Here is an 8,485-nt window from a genome sequence, read left to right on the forward strand (position 1 = left end):
ATAATATATCATCGAAAAAGAAATAATTAACTTTACATGTATTATTATATTTAATCATTTTATTTATATGTTTTTATTTTTAAATTCATATTTGATTTTTAACTCAAAATACCAACCTTAATCTAAACCTCAACGACCATTCGCTTATATTAGGATTATCAAGGTAGTTGAAACGCTTTACCAGATCTATACGTAAAATTTTGAATATGTTTTCGATACCTATATTTCCTTCAAGGAAAGGTTTACCATTAAGAGTAAAAGTTGTCGGATTGCCGTCAGCATCGTGAGGAAAAATCATCAAGCCAGGGTTTGTATCAGGATCGGGCATGTTTTTGTCTGAAACACTTCCGAATAAAGCTTTAAATGAAATCAATCCGCGCCAATTTAACTTCTTTATCAAAGGAATACGGTTGAGAATAAATCCGTTCATACAATATGTAACTTGTAAATTAATATATTGGTCGCTCACAAATTCAAAATACCTCATGCTGTTATATGCTTCATCCTGAAATGCCCAGCTTTGATTGGCATGATGTATAAATAGAGATGGGTAAGGCACTTGATTTAGTATTTTTCCGGCATCAACATAAGTATCAAAGTATCCGTAACTGGATATATACCACCGTTTTTGAAATTTAGCTGTTATTTTATGGAACGTATAATCGCCACCTAAAAAACCACCGATACCGACTTGGTATCCTAAATCGAAAACAGGAGCTGTCAAATTTATCGGATAGCGATTTTGCTGCGATTGGATAAATTTTTCATTAGGAGCATAACGCAAATTTAATCCGAATGATGTGATTGTATAAGGAGAGAAATCATTTCCGTCATAAGTTGCAAAGCTCAACTGTCCGAGCGGATATTGTTGCAAATGAGTGAAATTAACATTCATGCTGAAATAATTAATTGTTTCCATTTTGTAATTAATCTTGAAGCGACGATCCATAGTCATTCTTTCGGTTTTTCCTCTACCGATAGAAATCAAAAGACGGTCACCGGTTCCGTAAAGGAATGATTGTCCGGGTATATCCGTATTCTTTTCATAACTAATTGACAACAGGTTTGTAGGAAACTCCCAAGGATGATTCTTTTTCTTGTTGAAAGAATAATGTCCGGTAAAATTATATTTAAACTCATTATCTCTTAAACCGTAAGCCCCAAAAGCTTCAATGAAGAAACGCCGGCTCATTCTACCGTTTGTTTTTCCGCCAATTCTAAAACGTGCGCCTTCAATACTGTTAAAACTCAACATATTTTCAACAGGACCAATATCTATGGGCCCAGCAGCGTAATACCCACCGACAATAGTTGTAATAAAATCTCTAACAACTCTGTAAACCTTCACATCTTCCAATTTTTCAATAAAGTCGTAGGTGCTTCTCGTTGAGCCTGTTGCTTTAGTGCGATTTTCTTCCCAGTATTCATCATTACGTTCATCATATCCTTCAGTTCTGACAATCAACGCGCTGCCCAGATAATATTTGTCATCTTGGGGTAAGTTAAACACAAAATCGGAATATGTTATTTCCTTTTGTCCGTAAAGCGGAACGAAATTTTCACCTGCTAATGCAAAATCCACCATCGTTATAGATTCAGTCATAGTCCAAATTCCTTGAACCAACTCATAATCCTGCTTAATTAAAATTTCTTTTATAAAATTAACAGGAGTATTTTTTGTCAATTGAATTTCCGTCCGTCTGACAGCATACTGTTGATTTTCAGAAGTTAAATACAAATAGCCCATAAATCCGAAATCGGAAGAATTTCGCGGGGCATATAAGATTTGAATACAATCTGTGCCTTCAATGGACACGGTATCTGTTATATAGAATTTGTAAAAGTTAGGGGCCAGCGGAGATAGGGGCGACATAAACTGGTTCTGCATAAAGAAGATATTATCCTCGTAAATATTTATTTCGCCGAAGATATCCCGCATAATAATGTCCATACTTTCGGCGCTGAGGAATTTTGTAAATTCAACGTATTTATATCCGTCGATGAAGGTCTTCTTAGACTCCGGTTTTTTTCGATAAAATGTTTCGGCAACAGTTTCGGTCTTATAAAAAGGTAATATCCGTTTTCCGGTAAGTGCTGCCGTGTCAATATTTTCAGCCATGAAGTTATACCTCTTCATCAATTTACTATTTTCAATACTATCTCCGAGATTTGAAATAGCAATTTCCAAGTTATCGTATTGTTTGTATTGATAGTAAGCAAGGTTTTCAAGTCTGTTTTGTGATTTCTGAGCAATCGCTTGTTCAATAAGTTCATTCGCTTCATTGCCTTTCTTGGTGTAACGTTCTCTCTTAGACGTTATTGTTACTGCATCAAGTGTTATAACGGTTTCGGTTAACTTTATAGCGATATTATTTTTCTCACCTAATATAATATTCGTATGATATGTTTCATATCCCATACACGAAACGACAAGCGTATCCAATGCCTCATAAGTTTCTAAGGAAAAACGTCCTGAGAAATCAGTTGTAGTGCCAACGTACGAATCGGAATGTCTTAAAACAACATGGGCAAAAGGAACACCTTCCCCTGTCATGCTATTAACCACTATTCCTTCAACATTGGTTTTCACATTTGAATGTGCTTTTACTGGCATTGTAATAAAAAGTAGCAAAAATATAATAATGCAATCCGGTGTTATTTTTGAAAAACAATTCGTTGAAACAAAATTTCTATTTTGCTCAATGGTTATATTCAGGTTCATTATTTACTTTTAGTGTCAAAAATTGCGCAAAGATATTTAAAATTTTGTCTATTTTCTTTTGATAAAAAGAGATTAAACTTTTTTTAACACAGGTATATTAATCGAAATGTTTTTGTGCTTATTATAATTTACCAAATACTTTTAGATAATCTATTTCCTTTATCTTATAACTAACTTGTGCATCAATTAAGTTACTGTATGCTTCTTGCCATTGAGTTTGAGCATCCAATACATCAATTATTGTTGCGAAATGATGTTCGTAACGATTTGTGATCAATTCGAGATTAGCAGACGATTGTTCGAGCGCAATTTCTGCTGTGTAAATTAGTTTAAATGCATCTTGCAAACCTCTTTCGATATTTTTTGCTTCAATGTCCATCAGCTTACGATTTTTTTCAAGTTCTTGTTGTTGAATATTATAAGCGAATTTGGCACTTTTTATTTTATTCTTTCCTTGTCCGAAACTAAATATAGGTATTGATGCCGAAAGCATTACCGAAGGCAGACTCATGCTAAGCTTCGTGCCGGAGAATTTCAACCCGTCCAAATAATTATAACCCGCCATCAAACCTATAGTCGGAAGATAATCAGCACGCACTAACTTAACATTTATTTCTTTCATTTCAACCTGTTTTTGTAAAATCTTATATTCAGGGCGTTGAGTAACATCATATATATTAAGGAACGGCTCCATATTGGGAATATTTATACTATCCGTCAATACAATTTCCGTATTCAAATCAATTCCGATGATATTGCATAATTGCATGCGACATATCTCCTGCATTGTTTCCGTTCTTTGTTTTTCATATTGAATATTGCTCTGCCGGGAAGTTATCTTAAGTTGATCGTTTTGAGTTGCCATATCAGCATTGATAAATGCGAGAATATTTTGATTTAAAGAATCTAAGAGCAAATTATATTGCTCTATCAGCTTGATTTTATCCTTAACAAGGAAGAAATGCCAGTACGCTTTTTCGGCTTCGGCAATTACATCCGATCTCGACAAAATAATATTCTCTTCGGAAATTTCAATGCCTTTATTAGCCATTTTATTACCGTAAACTACCTTCCCTCCAGTATAAATCGGTTGTTGCAAACTGGCGCCAAGCATATACATACCGGGACCCTCTCCTAAATCCATTACAAAATTCTGCGGCATTTGAGCAAAAATGTAATTGTCGGCGATTTCGATTTTACCTTTGGAATAATTATACATTGCCGAAGCGGAAATATTAGGAAAATAACCTGACCACGCCACCTTTTTTTCTGCTTCTGCCTGCTCATTCTGATAGATTGCAATCTTTAGATTTTCAGAATTTTCCAATGCCATTTCTCTGCATTGATATAAAGATAAATTCAACTGTTGTGCTTGTCCTAAGTTGTATGCAAGCAATATTATTATGCTTAAAATGATTCGTTTCATTGTTTAATTATTTTGAGGTTTTCTTATTTTGAATAAAAGAGCATAAAATATCGGCAGTAGAATTAGTGTAATAATTGTGCCGAATGTTAATCCGCCGATTACTACTACCGCCAAACTACCGTACATCGGGTCGGTAATAAGCGGTAACATTCCGAGAATGGTAGTTGCAGATGCCATGATTACCGGACGGGTACGATTGATTGTTGATTCAATAATAGCTTTATATGGTTCCGTACCTTCTTTCGTCATTCTTGTGACTTCATCAACTAAAACGATAGAATTTTTCACCAGCATTCCTATTAATCCTACAACACCGATAATGCCCATAAATGTAAATGGTGTATTAGTTAATATCAGTGTTATAACAACTCCGATGATTGCGAAAGGTAAGCAGAAGAGTATTAATAGCATTTTCTTTACGCTATTGAATAAGAGAAGCAATATTCCTAAGACAATTAGCATTACTAAAGGTAAATAACCGAGAATATTGTTAATTGCCGTGCTTTGCGTTTTACCTTCTCCTGTCCATTCCATAGTATAACCTGCAGGAAGGTTAATTGCTTCAATTTGCTCTTTAATAGCATTTTTTGCTACTGTAGGTGTTGAAGTCAAGATTGGATCGCATTGAGCTTCAATTGCACGTTGTCCGCCGTAACGGTAAATAATGGATTCGTTCCAACCTACTTGAACTCCGTATGTTGCTTGACTAAGAGGAACTGCTCTGAATATGTCATTGGTTAATTCATCGGTGGAAACTGTACCTTGTATCAGACCAGCAATATTTATATCATCGACAGCTACATTAGGAACCATACTCCAAACGGGAATGTCTTCCAAGTCTGTCATACGATTACCTTCATTATCCGTGATTTTTAGATAAATAATTAGCCTTTTGTCTGCGTCATAAATCATTCCGGCGGGAAGTCCTTGAGAAGAAGCCTGAAGAGCCTTAGCCATATCCTCACGGCCAATGCCCGCACTTTTTGCCTGTTGTTCTGCATATTGAGCATAGATAGTTTTCGTTGGTTCTTTCCAATTGTCACAAACCGAGTAAGCATCTATTTCTGAAGAATTCCTCATGATTTCCTGAGCTTGTGCCGATAAATTACGAAGTACCGCAGGATCGGGTCCGGTAAACATAACTTCTACAGGATGGCTTGCATTGACGGAAAGTGAGAATTTCCGAATGCGGATATATGCATCGGGATATTCATTGCGAAGTCTTTGTTGTATTTCCGGCAACATACGGTATGCATCTTTGTAATCACCGAAATTAAGGATAAGTTCCCCATAATTATCACCACCAGAATTTATTGCACGCGCTAAAGAGTATCGTCCCGGAGTTTGTCCTTGGCTTACTGCAACTTTAGCAATTTCATCGTATTCGAATAACTTTTCGGTAATTTCTAATAAATCATGTTTTACGCGCTCGGAGCTTGTTTGAGGTGGCAATGTATATTCAACATACAATTGATTGTAATCAAAATCTGGAAAGAATTTTATTTTTATAAATCTGAATCCGAAAATTGACATTACAATAAGTGCTAAACTTAGAAAGAGAGTTGTCAGTTTCCTTGTCATAAAAAAATTAAGAGCTTTGCGTATAAATCCATGTATTGAAGATTCACCATTGGAATTTGATTTTTTGCGTTTCGATTTTCTTTCAGAATAACGGGCAGGCAACATCTTACTTGCAAATATCGGAACTTGTGTAAGCGCAAGCACCCAACTCACTAAAAGAGATATCGCCAACACAAAGAACAGATCACTTGCATACTCGCCAATGGTATCAGGCGAAAGCCCAACGGGAAGAAAAGTAAAAATCGCAATCAGTGTAGCTCCAAGCAAGGGCATAGCTGTATTCTTGGCAGTGCGGAAAAGATATTTTTTCGGAGACATTCCGCGTTGCCTGTCAACCAAAATACCATCCATTATTACTACTGCATTATCTACCAACATTCCCATTGCGACTATGAATGCTCCCAGCGAAATACGCTGTAATGTGCCGCCAACTAGCAACATGATAGGAAAGGTTCCAAGTACAGTAAAAGCAAGCCCAATACCTATTATAATACCGCTTCTGAATCCCATGGCAAGCATGATTATAGCAACCACAATTAGAACAGAAGCTACAATATTCCATAAAAATGAACTCATAGCATTAGAAACTCTATCCGGTTCAAAATACACTTTATCGTAAACAAATCCTGCAGGAAGGTCGGTCTTTAGCTCTTCCATACATTTATCGGCACGCTTTCCGACATCAGGAACTATGGCACCCGGTTCAGCCGAAACCAATATTCCTATAGCTATCTCGCCATCAACCCAGAAGCCATTTGTTTGCGGTTCAATATATTCTCTACTTACAGTTGCAATATCACCCAATTTTACCTGTTGTCCGCCGGGCATATTAATTATCATTTCACGCAAATCTTCCTCAGACTGAACTTTTCCGTCTATAGCGAGCTTAATTCTTTCATCATCATCGGTATAGTAATATCCGGCATTTACCGGCTGGCTGAGTGCATTTATGCCGCTCATAATTTGAGTAGGGTAGATGCTATTTCGGGCAAGCATCTCGCGGTCGAGAGATATATTTATAACTTCTTCCCTCGTGCCGAAAAACGAAACTCGTTTTACACCATCTACTTTTAGCAATTCTCTTCGAATCATTTCAGCATATTTTTGCATTTCAGAATACGAATATCCGTCGGCAGTCAAATAATAAAACATACCGTAAATATCGCTAACATCATCTATCACAATTGGCTGCATAGCGCCTTGTGGCAATTTCAATGCGGCCATTTGCACTTTCTTACGCAAAATATCCCATCGTTGCTCCATCTCCTTAGGAGGAACAGATAATTCAAGAGAAATAGTAATAATAGAAACATTATCCGAAGAAGTTGAAGAAATGTATGAAATATTGCTTAAAGTTTGTAATTCTTCTTCTAATATAGCCGTAACTTCCAACTCTACTTCATGAGCAGAAGCACCCGGATAATAGGTCATTACCATAGTTTGTTTAATGGAAACCGTAGGGTCTTCCAACTTCGGCATTTTAGAATAAGCAAATATTCCGCCGAAAACTATCATTATCAACAACGCCCAGAACTGCGTTTGGTGTTTATAAAAATATTCGGTAAGGTTCATATAAGTCCTCCTTTATTCGTTGCGGAAGGTTTTGAAATAATATTTACCTTATCATTTTCCTCCAAAACTCTTATTCCGGCTTCTACCACTTCATCTTTTTCGGATATGCCGGATAAAATAATTACTCTCCCCGCATTATCCACACTACCTATAATTACTTCCCTTTGTTTTGCCGTATTATTTTCAACAATCCATACGTACGATTTACCTTTTTCGCTGAAAATAGACTTTGCTGGAAGTGTATAAGAATTATCTTCATGGCTTTCGTTAATACTAATTATAACCTCGACATTCATTCCCGGGGCAAGCTCTGATTTGTTATTTTCCGGAACAAAATTCATTTTATATAATTGACTACTGTTTGATTTTTTATTTATTCCTATGAAATTTAACGGAATATCTTTATCCGGAAGTAGATTAGTACGGCATGAATAACTTATGAAATCACCTTGTCGCATAAACAATGAAGCTGGCAACTCAGTTTCAACTTTTACTAAAGATACATCTATTAATGTAACAACTGCCGTTCCAGTATTTACCATTTCCGATTTCACGAAGTTTACCGCCTGCACATAGCCCGATGCCGGGGCTCTTAATACCGTATAATCAATTGTATTCTTGTTTGCCTGAACTTGAACTGCCAAAGCATCAAGTCCCGCAAGAGCTTTTTCATAATCATTTCCCGATATGCTATTCCTTTCATGAAGTTTTTTCATACGTTCGACTTCCGATTTTAATTGGTTATACTGAATCCGACTTGCCTCAAGTTGAAGTAAATAATCCTTTTTGTCGAGTTCGGCAATAATACTGCCTTCCCTGACATAATCTCCTTCTTTTACATACACATTAGCAATCTGTCCGGCTGTTTTAAAGCCTAACTTTATTTCCTCGGAAACTTTCACTACACCCGGCAAAGTTTTGGTAAGCGTACTTTCAATACGAACCGGATGAATAGTTTTCACATTCTTTACTGTTTCTTTTTGTACATCTTGGATTCCATTTTTGCAACTAACAAAAAGCATAATTGCAGTCATCATTAAAATTATTTTCTTTATCATCATTTAAAATTAAACAACCACCTTCATAGAAGGTGGATTTAGTAAAAAGATGAAGGCATAGCCTTCAAACCGTTCTTTGAAACCGTATTTGGATTAATCAAAAAGAGTGAAATTCTGGCTACCATT

Annotated in this window: 4 protein-coding genes; all 4 read right to left on the reverse strand. The window is 36.1% G+C overall.

Annotated elements, in window-relative coordinates:
• Positions 1–103: 103 nt before the first annotated feature.
• Positions 104–2,614 (reverse strand): DUF5686 and carboxypeptidase regulatory-like domain-containing protein, encoded by a 2,511-nt coding sequence (locus tag LBP67_06425; protein ID MDR2084611.1) that lies wholly within the window; start codon positions 2,612–2,614, stop codon positions 104–106.
• A gap of 229 nt (positions 2,615–2,843) precedes the next feature.
• Complete coding sequence (locus tag LBP67_06430) at positions 2,844–4,148, reverse strand: TolC family protein (protein ID MDR2084612.1); 1,305 nt, start codon at positions 4,146–4,148, stop codon at positions 2,844–2,846.
• Between the two features lie 3 nt (positions 4,149–4,151).
• Entirely contained in the window at positions 4,152–7,301 is a 3,150-nt protein-coding gene (locus LBP67_06435; protein MDR2084613.1) for an efflux RND transporter permease subunit, read from the reverse strand.
• The gene (locus LBP67_06440) at positions 7,298–8,362 is read right to left on the reverse strand and encodes an efflux RND transporter periplasmic adaptor subunit (GenBank protein ID MDR2084614.1); all 1,065 of its coding nucleotides are present in this window, start codon (positions 8,360–8,362) and stop codon (positions 7,298–7,300) included. The genes LBP67_06435 and LBP67_06440 overlap by 4 nt, the downstream gene beginning before the upstream one ends.
• Positions 8,363–8,485: the final 123 nt, after the last annotated feature.

It is taken from the genome of Bacteroidales bacterium (assembly GCA_031276035.1).
Taxonomy (GTDB): Bacteria; Bacteroidota; Bacteroidia; order Bacteroidales; family BM520; genus RGIG7150.